Source organism: Pseudomonas canadensis (genome assembly GCF_000503215.1).
GTDB lineage: Bacteria > Pseudomonadota > Gammaproteobacteria > Pseudomonadales > Pseudomonadaceae > Aquipseudomonas > Aquipseudomonas canadensis.
In genome coordinates this window covers 1-16,974 of sequence record NZ_AYTD01000017.1, presented here as the reverse complement: position 1 = coordinate 16,974, position 16,974 = coordinate 1, and the positions used below count along the sequence as shown (strand labels likewise).

The window sequence follows — 16,974 nt, the reverse complement described above, 5'->3', positions numbered from 1 at the left end:
CCCATGTTGCTGATGATTGATAACTACGATTCCTTTACCTACAACGTTGTGCAATATCTGGGCGAGCTGGGTGCCGAAGTCAAGGTGGTGCGCAACGACGAAATGACCGTGGCCGAGATCGTTGCCCTGAACCCGGAGCGCATCGTGGTTTCGCCAGGCCCGTGCACGCCGACCGAGGCGGGCATCTCCCTGGAGGCGATCCAGTATTTCGCCGGCAAATTGCCGATTCTGGGCGTGTGCCTGGGCCATCAGTCCATCGGCCAGGCCTTTGGCGGTGACGTGGTGCGCGCGCGACAGGTGATGCACGGCAAGACCAGCCCGGTGTTCCATAAAGATGCAGGCGTGTTTCATGGCCTCAACTTGCCGGTGACGGTGACCCGCTACCACTCGTTGGTGGTCAAGCGCGAAACCCTGCCGGAATGCCTGGAGCTGACCGCCTGGACCCAACTTGAAGACGGCTCGGTCGATGAAATCATGGGCCTGCGCCACAAGACACTGAATGTCGAAGGGGTGCAATTCCACCCTGAATCGATCCTGACCGAGCAGGGCTACGAGCTGTTCGCCAACTTTCTCAAGCAGAGCGGCGGCACGCGCTAAGGACTTTCCATGGATATCAAGACTGCCCTGAGCCGTATCGTCGGCCACCTGGACCTGAGCACCGCTGAAATGAGCGATGTGATGCGCGAAATCATGACCGGTCAATGCACCGACGCGCAGATTGGCGCGTTCATGATGGCTATGCGCATGAAGAGCGAAAGCATCGACGAGATTGTCGGCGCCGTATCGGTGATGCGCGAGTTGGCGGACAAGGTCGAGCTCAAGACCCTCGACGGCGTGGTCGATGTGGTCGGTACTGGCGGTGATGGTGCGAACATCTTCAACGTGTCGACGGCTTCTTCGTTTGTGGTCGCGGCGGCGGGTTGCACCGTGGCCAAGCACGGTAACCGCGCAGTGTCCGGCAAGAGCGGCAGCGCCGACCTGCTGGAGGCGGCCGGGATCTACCTGAACCTGACGCCGGTACAAGTGGCGCGTTGCATCGACAGCGTCGGCATCGGCTTCATGTTTGCCCAATCCCATCATGGTGCGATGAAGCACGCCGCTGGCCCGCGCAAGGACCTCGGCCTGCGCACCTTGTTCAACATGCTCGGCCCGCTTACGAATCCGGCCGGTGTGAAACACCAGGTGGTGGGTGTGTTCAGCCAGGCGCTGTGCCGGCCATTGGCCGAAGTACTGCAACGCCTGGGCAGCAAGCATGTGTTGGTGGTGCATTCCAAGGACGGCCTGGACGAATTCAGCCTGGCGGCACCGACTTTCGTGGCAGAGCTGAAAAATGACCAGGTCACCGAGTATTGGGTCGAGCCGGAAGACCTGGGCATGAAGAGCCAGAGCCTGCACGGCCTGGCGGTGGAAAGCCCGGCGGCCTCCCTGGAGTTGATTCGCGATGCCCTGGGGCGTCGCAAGACCGAGAACGGTCAAAAAGCTGCCGAGATGATAGTGTTGAATGCGGGTGCTGCGCTGTATGCGGCGGACCACGCCTACAGTCTTAAAGAAGGTGTTGCCTTGGCCCACGATGCGCTGCACACCGGTCTGGCTCGCGAGAAGCTCGAAGAGCTGGGAGCATTCACCGCGGTATTCAAGATGGAGAATGAAGGATGAGTGTGCCGACCGTTCTGGAAAAGATCCTGGCCCGCAAGGCTGAAGAAGTGGCTGAGCGCCGTGCCCGCGTGAGCCTGGCCGAGCTGGAAGCCCAGGCGAAGATCGCCGATGCGCCGCGTGGCTTTGCCAATGCGCTGATCGCCCAGGCCAAGCTCAAGCAGCCCGCCGTCATTGCTGAAATCAAGAAAGCTTCGCCGAGCAAGGGCGTGATTCGTGAGATCTTCATTCCTGAAGAGATCGCCAAGAGCTACGAGAAGGGCGGGGCGACCTGCCTGTCCGTACTGACCGATATCGACTACTTCCAGGGTTCCGACCTGTTCCTGCAGCACGCCCGCGCCGCGTGCAAGTTGCCGGTGATCCGCAAGGATTTCATGGTCGACCCGTATCAGATTGTCGAAGCTCGTGCCCTGGGCGCCGACTGTGTGCTGTTGATCGTCTCCGCCCTGGATGACGTGAAGATGGCCGAGCTGGCGGCCGTGGCCAAAAGCGTTGGGCTGGATGTGCTGGTGGAAGTGCACGACGGTGACGAACTGGAGCGCGCCCTGAAAACCCTCGACACACCGCTGGTGGGGGTCAACAACCGTAACCTGCACACCTTTGAAGTCAGCCTGGAGAACACCCTCGACCTGCTGCCGCGCATTCCGCGCGACCGTTTGGTGATTACCGAGAGTGGCATCGTCAACCGTGCCGATGTGGAGCTGATGGAGATCAGTGGCGTGTATTCGTTCCTGGTGGGCGAGACCTTCATGCGTGCCGAGAACCCGGGAGCTGAGTTGCAGCGCCTGTTCTTCCCGGAGCGTGGTGTGGCGGTCAGCGGTTCGACACTGGATTGATTTGAAACGCGGCCATCATTTGGAATGCAGTCTAAATGTGGGAGCGGTGTTCATTCAGAGAGGTAGGTGTTGATGGTTAAGCCGCAAGCGATGACTGTTGAAGCCGGTCTTGCCGCCGAGCAAGCCTTGTTGGCGGCTGTTTGCGCTGGCGAACAAGAGTTCGGCTTGCTGTTCTGGCAACCCAGCGACCAAGCCTTGGTCATGCCACGTCGTTTGAGCCGCTTGCCGGCATTTGAGACCGCCAGCCGGGTTTCCGCGGATGCCGGTTGGCCGGTATTGTTGCGTGAAACCGGTGGAGAACCGGTGCCGCAGTCGAATGCGACGGTCAACATCGCCCTGGTCTATGCTCCGCCGCGCAGTGAAGGCGATCAGAACCGTATCGAAATCGGTTATTTGCGTTTATGCCAACCGATCTGCGACTTGCTGATCGAGTTGGGAGGCGATGCGTCCGTTGGTGAAATCGACGGTGCGTTTTGCGACGGTCGCTACAACGTTAACCTCAATGGTCGCAAAATGGTCGGCACGGCCCAGCGCTGGCGGCAAAGTGATGGCCGCCCGGTGGGCTTGGTGCACGGTGCGCTGTTGCTGGAGAACGATCGCGAAGAACTGATCTCGGCGGTCAATCGCTTCAATGAAGCTTGCGGCCTCGACCAGCGGGTGCGTGCCGACAGCCATATTGCCCTGCACGAAGTCTTCCCGGCACCGAATGCGCTCAGCCGGCTGGACGCCCTGTACCGTCAAATGCTGGCCAGCTTCCTGCCGGTCTAGCGGGTACCGAACACCACCATCGTCTTGCCTTTGACGTGTACCAGGTTGCGTTCTTCCAGGTCCTTGAGTACCCGACCGACCATCTCCCGTGAACAGCCGACAATCCGCCCGATTTCCTGGCGCGTGACCTTGATCTGCATGCCGTCGGGGTGCGTCATGGCGTCGGGTTGCTTGCACAGGTCCAGCAGGCAGCGCGCGACTCGGCCGGTGACGTCAAAGAAGGCCAGGTCGCCGACCTTGCGCGTGGTGTCGCGCAGACGCTGGGCAATCTGGCCGCTCAGTGCGTAAAGAATGTCGGGATCGTATTGGGCCAGTTCGCGGAACTTGGCGTAGCTGATCTCGGCCACGTCGCATTCGACCTTGGCGCGCACCCAGGCGCTGCGTTCCTGTTCCTTGCCGGCTTGTTCGAACAGCCCCAACTCCCCAAAAAAATCCCCGGTGTTCAGGTAGGCGATGATCATTTCGCGGCCGTCTTCATCCTCGATCAGGATGGTGACCGAGCCTTTGATAATGAAGAACAGCGTTTCGGAGCGTTCGCCGGCGCAGATGATGTTGTGCTTGGCCGGGTAGCGGCGGCGCTGGCAATGCATCAACAGTTTGTCGAGATTCTTGATTTTGGGTATGGGAGTAAGGGCAACCATGGTTGTATCCCGAAAAGACTGCGCTAAATAGTTTGAGTTGTTGTATTCATCGGGTATCGGCACTGATACGCGCTGTATAAAGGGTGGCATTACGCCATCGATTTGGCGTCAGCTTAACAGACACATTCTGACTCGATTAGCCAATTTTCCGCGCAAAGCCTGCTATTGATCGCTTTTGTTGCAAACGCTGACGCAGGCGGGCCCTGTGCTAAGCTGGCGACCCTTTTTTAGCAGTGGAGTCTGGGCGATGAAGGCACGCATCCAATGGGCGGGCGAAGCCATGTTCCTCGGTGAGTCGGGCAGTGGCCATGTGGTGGTCATGGATGGCCCGCCGGAAGCCGGTGGCCGTAACCTGGGCGTACGCCCGATGGAAATGCTCCTGCTGGGCGTAGGCGGTTGCAGCAATTTCGACGTGGTCAGCATCCTGAAGAAATCCCGCCAGGCCGTGGAAAGCTGCGAAGCCTTTCTGGAAGCCGAGCGCGCGACCGAAGACCCCAAGGTATTCACCAAAATCCATATGCATTTCGTGGTGAAGGGCCGGGCGCTGAAAGAAGCCCAGGTCAAGCGTGCTATCGAGCTTTCGGCCGAGAAGTATTGTTCGGCATCGATCATGCTCGGCGCGGCTGGTGTGGCCATCACCCATGATTACGAAATCATCGAGTTGGGTTGATCACTCAATCGGCGGGCAAAAAGAAAGGGCGCTGTGATAGCGCCCTTTTTTCGGTTTGATACATTCAAATTCTATAGGTGCTTTTGGTCATGACTTTGGCCAAGAGACTCATGCCGAACCGCACCGGCGCCGGAAACCGGAAACCGCCCGCATCCAGCGCGCTTTCCGCGTGGTGTTCTTCATCGATACGCATCTGCTCAAGAATCGCCCGGGACTTTTCGTCCTCGGCTGGCAGTTGTTCCAGATGCTCATCCAGGTGTTTGCACACTTGGTGCTCAGTCGCGGCGACAAAACCCAGGCTGACTTTGTCGCTGATCAGGCCGGCAGCGGCGCCAATCCCGAACGACAAGCCGTAAAACAAAGGGTTCAGCACACTCGGGTGACTGCCCAATTGGCGAATGCGTTGCTCGCACCAGGCCAGGTGGTCGATTTCTTCCTCGGCGGCATGTTCCATGGCGGCACGGACCTGCGGCAGCTTGGCGGTCAGGGCCTGGCCCTGGTACAGCGCCTGGGCGCAGACTTCGCCGGTATGATTGATACGCATCAGGCCGGCAACGTGGCGGGTCTCGGTCTCGCTCATCTGCGCGTCGGGCTGCACGATCGCGGGCGAAGGGCGATACGGCTGGCCGCTGAACGGCAGCAGCGTGCGCATGGCCATATCGGCTTGCAGCAACAGACGGTCAATCGGCGAGTAGTGACGTTGGGTAGTCATGCTGACCTCCGGGAAGAATCTCGGCGGCCAGTTTACCGCAAGAGAGGGGGAAGCGTTTGCGCTGCATCAAGGGCATGGGGTCGCAGCCTGGGCTGCGACCTTTGCTGAAAGACTGATCAGCCCGGCGGCCAGTTCATCTGGCGCTGACCCAGCACATGCATATGGATGTGATAAACGGTCTGCCCGCCTTTCGGGTTGCAGTTCATCACCACCCGGAAACCTTCTTCACACCCTTGTTCTACAGCCAGGCGCTGGGCGGTGAACAGGATATGACCGGCCAGGGCTTTATCTTCTTCAGTCAGGTCATTGAGCGTGGGGATGTGTTTCTTGGGAATGACCAGGAAATGCACAGGTGCCGCCGGATGGATGTCCTTGAACGCCAGGACTTGATCATCTTCGTAGATGATATCCGCGGGTATTTCTCTGTTGATGATCTTGGTGAACAGAGTATCCACAGCTGTTTCTCCATTATGAATGTGCAAGGTGAGTGTACTCAGCCAATCAACGTGGGCAATAGGCCTTGTTGATGGCGCCGGCAATCTTGCGGGTCAGCCAGCGTGGGCTGAAACGCGGGCTGAAGGCAATCCAGCGGTTGCGACGGCCGGGGATGATGATGGCTTTGTTCTTTTCCAGGGCCCGCACGGTATAGAGCGCCACTTCCTCGGGGCTCATCAGCTGTTGGCTGCGGTCGAGCTTGGCGGTGTCCATCTGCGCGGTGCCGAAGAACGCGGTGCGTGTCGGGCCGGGGCAGAGCACCGAAACCTTGATGCCGCAGGTTTTCAGTTCTTCGCGCAGGCCTTCGGAGAAATGCAGTACATAGGCCTTGCTGGCGTAATAAGTGCTCATCCACGGGCCGGGCTGGAACGCCGCGATGGACGCCACATTGAGAATCTGCCCGCCGCCGTGCAGCGCCATGGTGTTACCGAGCGCGTGGCACATACGGGTCAGGGCGAGGATGTTGACCTCCATGAGGTCTTGTTCGGTCATCCAGTCCTGGGCCAGGAATGGCCCGCTGGTGCCGATGCCGGCGCAGTTCACCAGCAGGTCGATCTGCCGCTCGCCTTCTTCAAGCTCCAGCAGGAACCCGGACAAGCGCAACGGCTCGCCCAGGTCGCAGGCTCGGAACAGCACCTCGACACCAAACCGTTGGGTCAATTCGATTGCAATGCTTTCCAACTGATCACGCTGGCGGGCCACCAGAATCAAGCTGCGGCCGCGACGGGCCAAGGCTTCGGCCATGGCCAGGCCAATGCCGCTGGAGGCGCCGGTGATCAGAGCGTAACGGGTCATGCCTTTCTCCATCGCAACGCCGCCGCGCCTGTGACAAAGGCATCACAGGCCGGGGGCGTTTCTTCACTGTTCTGGAGAGTCTACAGGTTCGCCCGCTTCGTCAGCACTCTGTGCTTCGTCTTCTTCGACGGTCGCGGCTTGGTCGGCATCTTCATCGGAGGTGATGGAGCTGCTTTCGTAGCTGCTGTCCATGTTGGCTTCGAGCTGGTTCAGGTAACCGTTCATGCCCAGGGTCACCACGATGGCAAGCATGACCGGGATAAACGCCAGCCACAGGGTGGCCAGGACTTTTACCGCCGTGGAGTTGCGTGGTGGTGGCGCGCCGTACTGGTTGGCGCCTGCATTACCTGGCAATACCAGCAGCAGGATCGGGAAGACGCTGTTCACCAGCGGAACCAGGTTGAGGAAGTACAACCAGCCCGACCAACCCAGGTCGTGCAGGCGCTGCACACCGATTTGTACACTGACCCAGACCAGCGCAACAAACAATGCGAGGCCCAGCAATACGCCGAGGATGGTGCCAGCAGTCGGCGAAGCGGTGGCAACGGCAAAGCTGACGGTGCTGATGATGCCGCCGGCAACCAATAGTGCCAGGGTCAACACCAGGGTCCAGGCGAGATAACGCAGACGACCGATGCGTCCGTGGATAGTGAACACCTTGAGGGTGGCGTACTCCGGCAGGTCATCACCCACGGCGGAGCGCGGTGGTGCATACGGTGAGGCCGCAGGGCGCGAGAAACTGCCAGAGTCTGTCTCGTGAGTTTCAGCCAGGCTGAAGGCCACAGGCTGTTCGGGCTCAATGCGCGCATCGACACCGGCGTTTTTCAGTGCGGTGAGGTAGGTTTCCGCATCCGGGCGCGACAGGTCACGTTTGAGTGCGACAGGGCGACCGGTGAAGAGCTTCTCGATGGCTTCGACGTCACTCTTGAACAGCTCGGCCAGGTTCAGCTTGGCCGTGGTGCTTTCGACACCCGGGAGCAGGGCTCCATCAAACACAATCTTGAAACGGTTGTCGCTCATGCGGGCTTCCTTGTCACTTGATTCAGGGAGGTAGTGCAGGCCGGCTCAAGCAGCAGGCCATGCGGTGGGTCAGCGCGGCCAGCGCAATTGAGCTGCCTGTTCACGGGCCTTGCGGTATTCGGCATCCAGACGGGCAACCAGTTCATCGACGCTGGGCAAATCATCAATCTCACCGACACCTTGGCCGGCGGACCATACAGTCTTCCATGCCTTGGCCTCGTCGCTCAACGGCTTGAGCTTGGAACCGAAGTTGACTTCGCCTTTGCCTTGCAAGGCGGCGAGGTCGAAACCGGCGTTTTCCAGGCTCTGGCGCATAAAGCTGGCGGGCACGCCGGAGACAGCGGGAGTGTGCACGATGTCGGCCGCGCGCGATGTGAGCAGCATCTCTTTATAAGCATCCGGGGCGTGACTTTCGGTGGTGCCGATAAAACGTGTGCCGAAGTAGGCCAGGTCTGCACCGAGCAACTGGGCGGCGAGAATCTCGTGCCCGTGGTTGAGGCAGCCGGCCAGCAGCAGGGTCTTGTCGAAGAACTGGCGAATCTCGGCAATCAGCGAGAAAGGGCTCCAAGTGCCGGCATGGCCGCCAGCACCGGCCGCTACGGCAATCAGGCCATCTACGCCGGCTTCGGCAGCCTTCTCGGCATGACGTCGGGTGGTGACGTCATGGAATACCAGACCACCGTAGCTGTGTACGGCGTCTACCAACTCCTTCACGGCGCCCAGGCTGGTGATGACGATCGGCACTTTGTGCTCGACGCAGATCGCCAGATCCGCCTCGAGCCTTGGGTTGCTGTTGTGCACGATCAGGTTGACGGCGTAAGGCGCGGGATTGTCCAACTGGGCCAGGCCCGCTTCGATTTCCTCCAGCCAGGCCTTGAACCCACTGCTTTCACGTTGGTTGAGCGCCGGGAAACTCCCGACCACCCCATTGCGGCAGCACGCCAGGACCAGTTGCGGGTTGGAAATCAGGAACATCGGCGCCGCCACGACGGGCAGGCGCAGGCGTTGTTCAAGCAGAGCGGGCAATGACATTGGAGGTACCCCGAGTAATTGAAGTTAGAACGGTTTGACCACGACCAAAATTACGATAGCCAGCAATATCAGAACGGGCACTTCATTGAACCAGCGATAAAAGACATGGCTGCGGGTGTTTTCGCCACGCGCAAAACGTTTTACCTGTGCGCCGCACATGTGGTGGTAGCCAATAAGCAGTACGACCAGCGTCAGCTTGGCGTGAATCCAACCGCCCGAGTGAAAGATGCTCGGGTTCAGGTAGATCAGCCAACCGCCGAAGATCAGCGCGGCAACCATTGCCGGCCCCATGATGCCGCGGTACAGCTTGCGCTCCATGACGCTGAAACGTTCTTTACTGACAGTGTCGTCGCTCTGCGCGTGGTAAACGAACAGGCGGGGCAGGTAAAACAGCCCGGCAAACCAGCAGACAATGCTGACGATATGAAAGGCTTTGACCCATAGATAAAGCATTTTTAGTTATTCCCAGGTTCACGGTAGCCGAGATAGTAGTGGCTCATGCGCCCGTACGTCACGTTGACGGTTGTCGCAGGACGATACGGCCCCTATTATCGACGGCTTTCCAGTGGGTTCGTTGAGGGCAGGTTTATGGTCAAGGTCGGTATCGTCGGCGGCACGGGTTACACCGGTGTCGAATTGCTGCGTCTGTTGGCACAGCATCCGCAAGCTGAGGTGGTGGTCATCACTTCCCGATCCGAGGCCGGGCTGGCCGTGGCCGATATGTACCCGAACCTGCGAGGCCACTACGACGGCCTGGCGTTCAGCGTTCCGGACATCAAGACCCTGGGCGCCTGCGACGTGGTGTTCTTCGCTACCCCGCACGGTGTTGCCCACGCATTGGCCGGTGAACTGCTGGCGGCGGGTACCAAGGTGATCGATTTGTCGGCGGATTTCCGTCTGCAGGACGCTGACGAGTGGGCCAGGTGGTACGGTCAGCCTCACGGTGCGCCGGAGCTGTTGGAAGAGGCGGTGTACGGCCTGCCGGAAGTCAATCGTGAGCAGATCAAGCAAGCGCGCCTGATCGCGGTGCCGGGTTGCTACCCGACTGCTACTCAATTGGGTTTCCTGCCTTTGCTGGAAGCCGGGTTGGCGGACGCTTCGCGTTTGATTGCTGACTGCAAGTCAGGTGTCAGTGGTGCCGGTCGTGGGGCGGCGGTTGGTTCGCTGTACTCCGAGACGTCGGAAAGCATGAAGGCCTATGCGGTGAAAGGTCACCGTCACTTGCCGGAAATCCGCCAAGGCTTGCGTCGTGCGGCGGGTAAAGATGTGGGCCTGACCTTCGTGCCTCATCTGACGCCGATGATTCGCGGCATTCACTCCACACTGTATGCCACTGTGGTTGACCGTTCGGTAGACCTGCAGGCGCTGTTCGAAAAACGTTATGCCAACGAACCGTTCGTCGATGTGATGCCAGCTGGCAGCCACCCGGAAACCCGCAGCGTACGTGGTGCCAACGTGTGCCGGATTGCCGTACACCGTCCTCAGGATGGCGACTTGGTCGTGGTGTTGTCGGTGATTGATAACTTGGTCAAGGGCGCGTCTGGCCAAGCAGTGCAGAACATGAACATCCTGTTTGGCCTGGATGAGAAGCTCGGCTTGTCCCACGCGGGCATGCTGCCTTAAGGCTACCTGGCTGTTAAGCAAAAGGCCCGTTGATCGGGCCTTTTGTGTTTTTAATGGCAGCAGCGCAGATTGATATACCGTAACAATAGTTGACCGCTTTTCTAGGAGAAGCGGATAATGCCGCCATTACGCATATGGCGGCGGTACGCCGGGAGATTATCAGCATGAGCGTTGAATCCTTCACCCCCACGGCTTTGCAATTCACCCACGGTGCTGCGCACAAGGTGAAGAGCCTGGTCGATGAAGAGGGTAATGATCGCTTGAAGCTGCGCGTATTCGTTACGGGCGGCGGTTGTTCAGGGTTTCAGTACGGTTTTACCTTCGATGAAGATGTGGCCGATGATGACACCATCGTTGAGCGCGAGGGCGTGAGCCTGGTCGTGGATCCGATGAGCTTCCAATACCTGGCAGGTGCCGAGGTGGATTACCAGGAAGGGCTGGAGGGTTCGCGTTTCGTGATCAAGAACCCTAATGCCACCACGACCTGTGGTTGCGGGTCTTCGTTCTCGATCTAATCTGTAGCGTATACAAAAACGCCGCTTGGCTGTGATAGGCCAAGCGGCGTTTTGCTGTCCGGATATTTTAGGCGGGGTAGATCGCGCCCAGTACCCGAAGCCCGCGTGCGCCGGTGACGCTCGGGCGGTTGGCGGCAATGCCTTCGAGGCAGCAGTGGGCCAGCCAGGCGAAGGCCATGGCTTCGACCCAGTCGGGATCCACCCCGTAGGTAGCGGTGCTGCTGACGTGAGTTGACGGAAGCAGGGTGGCCAGGCGGTTCATCAGCGTGGCGTTGTGAGCGCCGCCGCCACATACCAGCAATGTTTCTGTCTGGGATTGGGCCGACTGTAGGGACTCAACGATCGTCAGGGCGGTCAGCTCAAGCAGCGTTGCCTGCACATTCTGAGGCTCAAATGCAGGCAAGCGGGCAAGGTGTTGGCGCAGCCATTCCAGGTTGAACACTTCGCGCCCAGTGCTCTTGGGGCCTTTGGTCACGAAGAAGGGGTCGCTGAGCAGGGCATTGAGCAACTGAGGCTCGACCTTGCCGCTGGCTGCCCACTGACCATCGCGATCAAAGTGTTCGCCGCGTTGTTGGTGAATCCACGCATCCAGTAGGACGTTGCCCGGGCCGCAGTCGAAGCCGGCTACAGGCTTAGCGGTCTCGATAAGGCTGAGGTTGCTGAAACCTCCGACATTCAATACGGCACGGTTACCAGTGCGCTCGCCAAACAACGCTTCGTGGAAGGCGGGCACCAGCGGGGCGCCCTGGCCACCGGCGGCCACATCGCGGCTGCGGAAATCGCTGACCACGGTGATGTTTGTCAGCTCGCTGAGCAAGGCCGGATTACCGATTTGTACGGTAAAGCCTCGGGCGGGCTCATGACGGATGGTCTGGCCATGGCTACCAACCGCACGAATGTCCTGCGGCTTGAGGTTTTGCTGGTCGAGTAGAGCGTGAATGCCTTGTGCGGCGAGGTTCACCCAGTTTTGCTGGGCGATGGCTGAGCGGGCAATTTCATCCGGCCCACTGGCGCATAGAGCGAGCAGCTCGGCGCGCAGGGTATCTGGCATTGGGATGTAGTGCGTGGCGATCAACTTGATCGCCGGGTCTTGCTCGATCAAGGCAATGTCCAGGCCGTCGAGGCTGGTCCCGGACATCACGCCTATGTAGAGCGGCATACCTTAACGCTTCGCCGAAGCCAGCAGGGTGGAGCGCTCTTGATCCATGCGCGCCATCAACGGCTGGCTTTGTTGCATGAAGCGGGCGCGCTCGGCCTTGGCGATCGGGTCGGCCATCGGCAGTTTCTGGCCCAGTGGGTCGACGTGGACGCCATTGACCTGGAACTCATAGTGCAAGTGCGGGCCAGTGGACAGGCCGGTAGTGCCGATATAGCCGATCACCTGGCCTTGCTTCACGGTACCGCCAGTTTGCACGCCCTTGGCGAAACCTTGCATGTGGCCATATAGCGTACGGTAGGTGTTGCCGTGCTGGATGATCACGGTATTGCCGTAACCGCCGCGACGACCGGCCAGCAGTACCTTGCCGTCGCCGGCAGCCTTGATTGGCGTGCCACGCGGGGCCGCATAGTCCACACCTTTATGGGCGCGGATTTTGTTCAGAATTGGATGCTTGCGACCCATGGAGAAACGCGAGCTAATACGAGCGAAGTCCACTGGGGTGCGGATGAAGGCCTTGCGCATGCTATTGCCGTCGGCGGTGTAGTAGCTGCTGTTGCCTTGTTTGTTGGTGTAACGCACGGCGGTGTAGGTTTTGCCGCGGTTGGTAAAACGCGCCGAGAGGATATTGCCAGTGCCGATGACCTTGCCGTTGGCGACTTTCTGCTCGTAGATCACGTCGAATTCGTCGCCTTGCCGGATGTCCTGAGCGAAGTCGATGTCGTAGCCAAACACGCTGGCCATGTCCATGGTCATGCTGTGGGACAGACCGGCGCGGGCTGCGGATTGTGACAGCGAGCTGTTGATGACGCCGTGTACGTAGGCGGAGCGCATCACTGGTTTGGTGGTGATGCGGTTGAAGGCAAAGCCCTTGGCGCCTTTGGTCAGGGTGATGCTTTCAAGGTCGCTGACATTGCTATGCAGGTTGTGCAGTTGGCCGTCAGGCGTCAGTTCGAACTCAAGTTTCTGGCCGTGTTTGAGCTGGGTGAATTGCTTGGCTTGCTTGTCGCTGGCCAGTACTTCATTGACGGTGGCAGCGGGGAGGCCGACTTTCTCGAACAGGGTCGACAATGTGTCGCCCTTGGCCACGATCACTTCGCGGTGTTGTGGGTTCTTGGCAGCGTCGACGACCGGTGCAGGCGGCTCTTGGGCGGCTTGCTGGGTATCTTCGGGGCTGCTTTCTATCTGGGCGAACGGCGATTCGGTCGGTGCATTTGTGGCTTGTTGCGCGTCGGAAGCGTCTTGATCTTGTGTCAGTTGTTCAACGGGGCTTTCCAGGTCAAGGCTCAGGGATGTTCGTTTGGCTTCTACGTCACTGGAAGGGAATACCAGGAGTGCCAGGCTGAGAAGTGCGGCGATACCACTTGCGGCGAGCAGGTGGGTCTTCGGGTAAAGCGGCGGCGCTTTAGACGGTTCAGTGGTCATAGGTAATTTGACTTTGAAGATGAAATGGAAAAGATGAATGACATGATGAAGATGAAATAACTGTATAAAATATAACCAAATCATCTGTGGCGCAAGCTCGCGAACGCTGGGCTTGCTGAACGGTGTCCGTTCGCAGGGCAAAACTTGTAATTAGTCCCTGATCTTGTATGGTTGGTTCCCTTTTGAATCTGAGCCTTGCGGGTCTGTTATGAAGTCGGTTGAAGAGCAGCTAGCGCTGATAAAACGTGGTGCGGAAGAACTGTTGGTTGAAGCTGAGCTGATCGAAAAGCTCAAGCGTGGCCAGCCCCTGCGTATTAAGGCTGGCTTTGATCCGACCGCGCCGGATCTGCACCTGGGTCATACCGTGCTTATTAATAAGCTGCGCCAGTTCCAGGAGCTGGGGCATCAGGTCATCTTCCTTATCGGTGACTTCACCGGAATGATCGGTGATCCGAGTGGTAAGAGCGCGACGCGCCCGCCGCTGACGCGTGAGCAGGTGCTCGACAATGCCGAGACCTACAAGACCCAGGTGTTCAAGATTCTCGATCCGGCCAAGACCGAAGTGGCATTCAACTCCACCTGGATGGATCAGATGGGGCCGGCGGACTTCATTCGTCTGACCTCTCAGTACACTGTTGCGCGGATGCTTGAGCGCGATGACTTCGACAAGCGCTACTCCACCAATCAGCCGATCGCTATTCATGAGTTCCTCTATCCGCTGGTTCAGGGCTATGACTCGGTAGCCTTGCGTGCGGACGTTGAGTTGGGTGGCACCGACCAGAAATTCAACCTGTTGATGGGGCGTGAACTGCAGCGTGCGTATGGGCAGGAAGCTCAATGTATTCTGACCATGCCGTTGCTCGAAGGGTTGGATGGCGTCAAGAAGATGTCCAAGTCCTTGGGCAACTATGTCGGCATCCAGGAAGCGCCGGGTGTGATGTACGGCAAGCTGGTCTCCATTCCGGATGCGCTGATGTGGCGTTACTTCGAGTTGTTGAGCTTCCGCTCGATGGATGAGATCAATGCGCTGCGTGCTGATGTAGAGGCAGGTGCCAATCCTCGTGACGTGAAGATCAAGCTGGCTGAAGAGATTGTTGCGCGTTTCCATGGTGAAGAGGCTGCTGCCAATGCTCACCGTGCCGCGGGTAATCGCATGAAGGATGGCGAGCTGCCGGATGATCTGCCGGAGATTGAGCTGTCTGCTGCCGAGGCGATGCCGATCGCGGCTGTCCTTAATAAGGCGGGTCTGGTTAAGAACTCGGCCGTTGCGCGCGACCTTCTGGGTTCTGGTGGTGTGCGTATAGATGGTGAGGTTGTGGACCGCACCTTTATATACGAGTTGGGTGCTACCCACGTTTGCCAGGCTGGAAAGAAGGCATTTGCGCGTATTACGCTCAAATCCGAATAAAACTGAAATTAGGTATTGACGGCGAATTGTAACTCTCTATAATTCGCCCCACTTCCGACGCAGTCGAAACGGAAAACTCCTTGGTAAACAATGAGTTATGTGGTTTTCGGCAGCAGGTTGCTTCAGTTCATCGAAGCCAAAAGGAAGTTGAAAAAGAGGTGTTGACAGCAGCGTGTAACGCTGTAGAATTCGCCTCCCGCTGACGAGAGATCGGAAGCGCAAGTGGTTGAAGTTGTTGAAGAAATCTTCGAAAGCTTCTGAAAATAATCACTTGACAGCAAATGAGGCTGCTGTAGAATGCGCGCCTCGGTTGAGATGAAAGGTCTTAACCAACCGCTCTTTAACAACTGAATCAAGCAATTCGTGTGGGTGCTTGTGGAGTCAGACTGATAGTCAACAAGATTATCAGCATCACAAGTTACTCCGCGAGAAATCAAAGATGTAACCAACGATTGCTGAGCCAAGTTTAGGGTTTCTTAAAAACCCAAAGATGTTTGAACTGAAGAGTTTGATCATGGCTCAGATTGAACGCTGGCGGCAGGCCTAACACATGCAAGTCGAGCGGTAGAGAGAAGCTTGCTTCTCTTGAGAGCGGCGGACGGGTGAGTAATGCCTAGGAATCTGCCTGGTAGTGGGGGATAACGTTCGGAAACGAACGCTAATACCGCATACGTCCTACGGGAGAAAGCAGGGGACCTTCGGGCCTTGCGCTATCAGATGAGCCTAGGTCGGATTAGCTAGTTGGTGAGGTAATGGCTCACCAAGGCGACGATCCGTAACTGGTCTGAGAGGATGATCAGTCACACTGGAACTGAGACACGGTCCAGACTCCTACGGGAGGCAGCAGTGGGGAATATTGGACAATGGGCGAAAGCCTGATCCAGCCATGCCGCGTGTGTGAAGAAGGTCTTCGGATTGTAAAGCACTTTAAGTTGGGAGGAAGGGCATTAACCTAATACGTTAGTGTTTTGACGTTACCGACAGAATAAGCACCGGCTAACTCTGTGCCAGCAGCCGCGGTAATACAGAGGGTGCAAGCGTTAATCGGAATTACTGGGCGTAAAGCGCGCGTAGGTGGTTTGTTAAGTTGGATGTGAAATCCCCGGGCTCAACCTGGGAACTGCATTCAAAACTGACTGACTAGAGTATGGTAGAGGGTGGTGGAATTTCCTGTGTAGCGGTGAAATGCGTAGATATAGGAAGGAACACCAGTGGCGAAGGCGACCACCTGGACTAATACTGACACTGAGGTGCGAAAGCGTGGGGAGCAAACAGGATTAGATACCCTGGTAGTCCACGCCGTAAACGATGTCAACTAGCCGTTGGAAGCCTTGAGCTTTTAGTGGCGCAGCTAACGCATTAAGTTGACCGCCTGGGGAGTACGGCCGCAAGGTTAAAACTCAAATGAATTGACGGGGGCCCGCACAAGCGGTGGAGCATGTGGTTTAATTCGAAGCAACGCGAAGAACCTTACCAGGCCTTGACATCCAATGAACTTTCTAGAGATAGATTGGTGCCTTCGGGAACATTGAGACAGGTGCTGCATGGCTGTCGTCAGCTCGTGTCGTGAGATGTTGGGTTAAGTCCCGTAACGAGCGCAACCCTTGTCCTTAGTTACCAGCACGTAATGGTGGGCACTCTAAGGAGACTGCCGGTGACAAACCGGAGGAAGGTGGGGATGACGTCAAGTCATCATGGCCCTTACGGCCTGGGCTACACACGTGCTACAATGGTCGGTACAGAGGGTTGCCAAGCCGCGAGGTGGAGCTAATCCCATAAAACCGATCGTAGTCCGGATCGCAGTCTGCAACTCGACTGCGTGAAGTCGGAATCGCTAGTAATCGCGAATCAGAATGTCGCGGTGAATACGTTCCCGGGCCTTGTACACACCGCCCGTCACACCATGGGAGTGGGTTGCACCAGAAGTAGCTAGTCTAACCTTCGGGAGGACGGTTACCACGGTGTGATTCATGACTGGGGTGAAGTCGTAACAAGGTAGCCGTAGGGGAACCTGCGGCTGGATCACCTCCTTAATCGACGACATCAGCTGCTCCATAAGTTCCCACACGAATTGCTTGATTCATTGAAGAAGACGATAAGAAGCAGCCCGAAATTGGGTCTGTAGCTCAGTTGGTTAGAGCGCACCCCTGATAAGGGTGAGGTCGGCAGTTCGAATCTGCCCAGACCCACCAATTTTGTGTGGGAAACGCCTGTAGAAATATGGG

The 16,974-nt window shown here is 58.0% G+C and carries 17 protein-coding genes, 1 tRNA gene and 1 rRNA gene; 10 read left to right on the top strand and 9 right to left on the bottom strand.

Going from position 1 to position 16,974, the window contains the following annotated elements; genetic code table 11:
* Nucleotides 1–3: 3 nt before the first annotated feature.
* From U367_RS0118830 to U367_RS0118815, 4 genes are all read left to right on the top strand, one after another.
* The gene (locus U367_RS0118830) at nucleotides 4–597 is read left to right on the top strand and encodes an aminodeoxychorismate/anthranilate synthase component II (RefSeq protein WP_028618146.1); all 594 of its coding nucleotides are present in this window, start codon (nucleotides 4–6) and stop codon (nucleotides 595–597) included.
* A gap of 9 nt (nucleotides 598–606) precedes the next feature.
* The gene (trpD, locus tag U367_RS0118825; RefSeq protein WP_010206948.1) at nucleotides 607–1,656 is read left to right on the top strand and encodes an anthranilate phosphoribosyltransferase; all 1,050 of its coding nucleotides are present in this window, start codon (nucleotides 607–609) and stop codon (nucleotides 1,654–1,656) included.
* Nucleotides 1,653–2,489, top strand: coding sequence for an indole-3-glycerol phosphate synthase TrpC (gene trpC / locus U367_RS0118820; RefSeq protein WP_028618145.1), 837 nt, complete (start codon nucleotides 1,653–1,655; stop codon nucleotides 2,487–2,489). The genes trpD and trpC overlap by 4 nt, the downstream gene beginning before the upstream one ends.
* A gap of 72 nt (nucleotides 2,490–2,561) precedes the next feature.
* Nucleotides 2,562–3,257, top strand: a complete 696-nt coding sequence (locus tag U367_RS0118815) for a lipoate--protein ligase family protein (RefSeq protein WP_028618144.1) — start codon at nucleotides 2,562–2,564, stop codon at nucleotides 3,255–3,257.
* On the opposite strand, the gene crp is transcribed toward U367_RS0118815, so the two are convergent.
* A complete protein-coding gene (gene crp, locus U367_RS0118810) occupies nucleotides 3,254–3,898 on the bottom strand; it encodes a cAMP-activated global transcriptional regulator CRP (RefSeq protein WP_028618143.1) in 645 nt (214 codons plus the stop codon). The two genes, U367_RS0118815 and crp, sit on opposite strands and share 4 nt — an antisense overlap.
* A 247-nt stretch (nucleotides 3,899–4,145) precedes the next feature.
* Here crp and U367_RS0118805 point away from each other — a divergent pair, with 247 nt between their 5' ends.
* Nucleotides 4,146–4,568 (top strand): OsmC family protein, encoded by a 423-nt coding sequence (locus U367_RS0118805; protein ID WP_005792019.1) that lies wholly within the window; start codon nucleotides 4,146–4,148, stop codon nucleotides 4,566–4,568.
* Between the two features lie 64 nt (nucleotides 4,569–4,632).
* On the opposite strand, the gene coq7 is transcribed toward U367_RS0118805, so the two are convergent.
* From coq7 to hemJ, 6 genes are all read right to left on the bottom strand, one after another.
* Nucleotides 4,633–5,280 carry a 2-polyprenyl-3-methyl-6-methoxy-1,4-benzoquinone monooxygenase gene (gene coq7, locus U367_RS0118800; protein ID WP_015886151.1) on the bottom strand — a complete coding sequence of 216 codons (648 nt, stop codon included), beginning with the start codon at nucleotides 5,278–5,280 and terminating at the stop codon, nucleotides 4,633–4,635.
* A 116-nt stretch (nucleotides 5,281–5,396) separates the two neighbouring features.
* Nucleotides 5,397–5,735, bottom strand: a complete 339-nt coding sequence (locus tag U367_RS0118795) for a histidine triad nucleotide-binding protein (RefSeq protein ID WP_010206940.1) — start codon at nucleotides 5,733–5,735, stop codon at nucleotides 5,397–5,399.
* Between the two features lie 46 nt (nucleotides 5,736–5,781).
* Nucleotides 5,782–6,570: an SDR family NAD(P)-dependent oxidoreductase gene (locus U367_RS0118790; protein ID WP_016977897.1), complete on the bottom strand. Its 789-nt coding sequence runs from the start codon at nucleotides 6,568–6,570 to the stop codon at nucleotides 5,782–5,784.
* Nucleotides 6,571–6,633: 63 nt separating this feature from the next.
* Nucleotides 6,634–7,590: a DUF805 domain-containing protein gene (locus U367_RS0118785; RefSeq protein WP_028618142.1), complete on the bottom strand. Its 957-nt coding sequence runs from the start codon at nucleotides 7,588–7,590 to the stop codon at nucleotides 6,634–6,636.
* Between the two features lie 69 nt (nucleotides 7,591–7,659).
* Nucleotides 7,660–8,622 (bottom strand): NAD(P)H-dependent flavin oxidoreductase, encoded by a 963-nt coding sequence (locus U367_RS0118780; protein ID WP_025857066.1) that lies wholly within the window; start codon nucleotides 8,620–8,622, stop codon nucleotides 7,660–7,662.
* 24 nt (nucleotides 8,623–8,646) lie between these two features.
* Entirely contained in the window at nucleotides 8,647–9,075 is a 429-nt protein-coding gene (hemJ, locus tag U367_RS0118775) for a protoporphyrinogen oxidase HemJ (protein WP_028618141.1), read from the bottom strand.
* Between the two features lie 135 nt (nucleotides 9,076–9,210).
* Between hemJ and argC the strand changes: the two genes are divergently transcribed.
* Together argC and erpA are read left to right on the top strand one after the other, a co-directional pair.
* On the top strand, nucleotides 9,211–10,245 hold the full coding sequence (argC, locus tag U367_RS0118770) for an N-acetyl-gamma-glutamyl-phosphate reductase (protein WP_028618140.1): 1,035 nt from the start codon (nucleotides 9,211–9,213) through the stop codon (nucleotides 10,243–10,245).
* Between the two features lie 164 nt (nucleotides 10,246–10,409).
* Nucleotides 10,410–10,760, top strand: a complete 351-nt coding sequence (gene erpA / locus U367_RS0118765) for an iron-sulfur cluster insertion protein ErpA (RefSeq protein ID WP_003176443.1) — start codon at nucleotides 10,410–10,412, stop codon at nucleotides 10,758–10,760.
* Nucleotides 10,761–10,827: 67 nt separating this feature from the next.
* On the opposite strand, the gene U367_RS0118760 is transcribed toward erpA, so the two are convergent.
* Entirely contained in the window at nucleotides 10,828–11,919 is a 1,092-nt protein-coding gene (locus tag U367_RS0118760) for an anhydro-N-acetylmuramic acid kinase (RefSeq protein WP_028618139.1), read from the bottom strand.
* Nucleotides 11,920–11,922: 3 nt separating this feature from the next.
* On the bottom strand, nucleotides 11,923–13,341 hold the full coding sequence (locus U367_RS0118755) for a peptidoglycan DD-metalloendopeptidase family protein (RefSeq protein WP_028618138.1): 1,419 nt from the start codon (nucleotides 13,339–13,341) through the stop codon (nucleotides 11,923–11,925).
* Between the two features lie 208 nt (nucleotides 13,342–13,549).
* Here U367_RS0118755 and tyrS point away from each other — a divergent pair, with 208 nt between their 5' ends.
* The 3 genes from tyrS to U367_RS0118740 all read left to right on the top strand — a co-directional run bounded on the left by tyrS (nucleotide 13,550) and on the right by U367_RS0118740 (nucleotide 16,941).
* Nucleotides 13,550–14,749, top strand: coding sequence for a tyrosine--tRNA ligase (gene tyrS / locus U367_RS0118750; protein ID WP_016977905.1), 1,200 nt, complete (start codon nucleotides 13,550–13,552; stop codon nucleotides 14,747–14,749).
* A 496-nt stretch (nucleotides 14,750–15,245) separates the two neighbouring features.
* A 16S ribosomal RNA gene (locus U367_RS0118745) occupies nucleotides 15,246–16,782 on the top strand.
* A gap of 82 nt (nucleotides 16,783–16,864) precedes the next feature.
* Nucleotides 16,865–16,941 (top strand) — tRNA-Ile (locus U367_RS0118740).
* Nucleotides 16,942–16,974 lie beyond the last annotated feature (33 nt).

Coding starts and splice junctions, on each gene's coding strand:
- U367_RS0118760 (WP_028618139.1), bottom strand. CDS start 11,919: ATGCCGCTCTACATAGGCGTGATGTCCGGGACCAGCCTCGACGGCCTG.
- U367_RS0118805 (WP_005792019.1), top strand. CDS start 4,146: ATGAAGGCACGCATCCAATGGGCGGGCGAAGCCATGTTCCTCGGTGAG.
- U367_RS0118785 (WP_028618142.1), bottom strand. CDS start 7,590: ATGAGCGACAACCGTTTCAAGATTGTGTTTGATGGAGCCCTGCTCCCG.
- U367_RS0118815 (WP_028618144.1), top strand. CDS start 2,562: ATGGTTAAGCCGCAAGCGATGACTGTTGAAGCCGGTCTTGCCGCCGAG.
- erpA (WP_003176443.1), top strand. CDS start 10,410: ATGAGCGTTGAATCCTTCACCCCCACGGCTTTGCAATTCACCCACGGT.
- crp (WP_028618143.1), bottom strand. CDS start 3,898: ATGGTTGCCCTTACTCCCATACCCAAAATCAAGAATCTCGACAAACTG.
- U367_RS0118830 (WP_028618146.1), top strand. CDS start 4: ATGTTGCTGATGATTGATAACTACGATTCCTTTACCTACAACGTTGTG.
- argC (WP_028618140.1), top strand. CDS start 9,211: ATGGTCAAGGTCGGTATCGTCGGCGGCACGGGTTACACCGGTGTCGAA.
- tyrS (WP_016977905.1), top strand. CDS start 13,550: ATGAAGTCGGTTGAAGAGCAGCTAGCGCTGATAAAACGTGGTGCGGAA.
- U367_RS0118790 (WP_016977897.1), bottom strand. CDS start 6,570: ATGACCCGTTACGCTCTGATCACCGGCGCCTCCAGCGGCATTGGCCTG.
- hemJ (WP_028618141.1), bottom strand. CDS start 9,075: ATGCTTTATCTATGGGTCAAAGCCTTTCATATCGTCAGCATTGTCTGC.
- U367_RS0118780 (WP_025857066.1), bottom strand. CDS start 8,622: ATGTCATTGCCCGCTCTGCTTGAACAACGCCTGCGCCTGCCCGTCGTG.
- coq7 (WP_015886151.1), bottom strand. CDS start 5,280: ATGACTACCCAACGTCACTACTCGCCGATTGACCGTCTGTTGCTGCAA.
- trpC (WP_028618145.1), top strand. CDS start 1,653: ATGAGTGTGCCGACCGTTCTGGAAAAGATCCTGGCCCGCAAGGCTGAA.
- trpD (WP_010206948.1), top strand. CDS start 607: ATGGATATCAAGACTGCCCTGAGCCGTATCGTCGGCCACCTGGACCTG.
- U367_RS0118755 (WP_028618138.1), bottom strand. CDS start 13,341: ATGACCACTGAACCGTCTAAAGCGCCGCCGCTTTACCCGAAGACCCAC.